We start from the raw sequence: 1534 nt of genomic DNA, 5'->3' as shown, positions 1-1534 counted from the left end.
TGCGCCTACAAATGCCCTACTATGATTTTAAGAATGCATTTCCCTTGGATTATGATTTTTTCTTTAGTTGGAATCTCAATGAGCTAATGGCCAGTGGAAGTATCGGCTTGTTTATTCTTGTATGGGGTATTGTACTGACCTTGGTCATCGTTCCTGTAATGGTATACTTCTTCGGCAAGCGATGGTATTGTTCCTGGGTCTGTGGCTGTGGTGGGCTCGCTGAAACGCTAGGTGACCCTTATCGTCAACATTCGAGCAAGTCACTTTTTTCATGGAAGGTCGAGCGGTGGTTTGTACATGGGGTCTTACTTTTCGCCTTGGTGATGACGGGGATGACTTTGTACAGCTTTTTCACAGAGTCAGGAACCATTTTGGGCATAAAGACCCAAAGTATTCAGAACACCTATAGCCTATTGATAGGGGCTATTTTTGCGGGTGTTATCGGTACAGGGTTCTATCCTATTTTTGGAAATAGGGTATGGTGTCGTTTTGGTTGTCCTTTGGCGGCTTATTTAGGCTTTGTACAACGCTTCAAATCCCGCTTTCGGATTACGACCAATGGTGGTCAATGCATTTCTTGCGGCAATTGTTCTACCTATTGTGAACAGGGCATCGATGTCAGGGCCTATGCCCAAAAAGGGGAGAATATTGTACGATCCAGTTGTGTGGGCTGTGGTGTTTGTGCCGCAGTTTGTCCGCGTGGGGTTCTGAAATTGGAAAATGGGCCTGAACAAGGTCGGATCAATCCCACACAGGTTCTATGGGGTAATGACCCCGATTTAATGCATCTGGTCAATAAAAAATAAGTAGGTATTACATCTTTGGAAGGGGTTTTTAAAATCTAGCAGAACTTTTGAAAAATCCTTGGTGTAAAAGCAAAATTCAAAGACTAGACCGTATTAATTATGGCCAAAGAAAAAAGTATTGGTATTTTTATGGCCACATTGAACCTATTCCATTTTGGAACTAGAATCAAGTAATTATAATCTTATTTGAATTCAAAACAAAAAACACCCTGAAATACATAATGGCTCGTTACCTCACTATTTTATTCCTCATATTCTATTGTATTCATTCCCAACTTAACTGAGGTTAATCATTATACATGACCAAAATAAAAGTTATCATCCCTGCCTATAATGAAGCTGATTCCATTGCCCAAGTTATCCGTGAAATACCGAAATCGGTATCTGAGATCGTTGTGGTCAACAATAATTCAACCGATGATACTGCAAAAACAGCCGTAGAAGCGGGAGCCACAGTTTTGAACGAAACCAAGATGGGGTATGGTTATGCCTGTCTTTGCGGTATGCACTATGTGGCACAACAATCCGACAGACCCGATATCATCGTCTTTATCGATGGGGATTATTCTGACTATCCCGAAGAGCTCACAAAAATAGTAGCGCCCATTATTGATCAAAATATTGATTTTGTCGTCGGGGCACGTGTTAAGGAAAAACGGGAGCCAGGTAGTATGACTCCCCAACAAATCTTTGGCAATTGGCTGGCCACATTCTTGATGAAATTGTTC

General features: G+C 41.6%; 2 protein-coding genes. Both read left to right on the top strand.

The genetic code is table 11. The features are described from left to right. Positions 1 to 806: 4Fe-4S binding protein (locus WBM98_RS11050; protein ID WP_424366079.1), on the top strand; the 806-nt coding region annotated here is incomplete at its 5' end. Positions 807 to 1105: 299 nt separating this feature from the next. After that, the coding region (locus WBM98_RS11045) for a glycosyltransferase family 2 protein (protein WP_424366078.1) at positions 1106 to 1534 on the top strand (429 nt) is incomplete at its 3' end.

The organism is Maribacter sp., from assembly GCF_049667165.1.
In the GTDB taxonomy this organism is placed as follows: domain Bacteria; phylum Bacteroidota; class Bacteroidia; order Flavobacteriales; family Flavobacteriaceae; genus Maribacter_A.
Note: the sequence above shows the minus strand (reverse complement) of the source record. Positions and strands in the feature narration are given on the sequence as shown.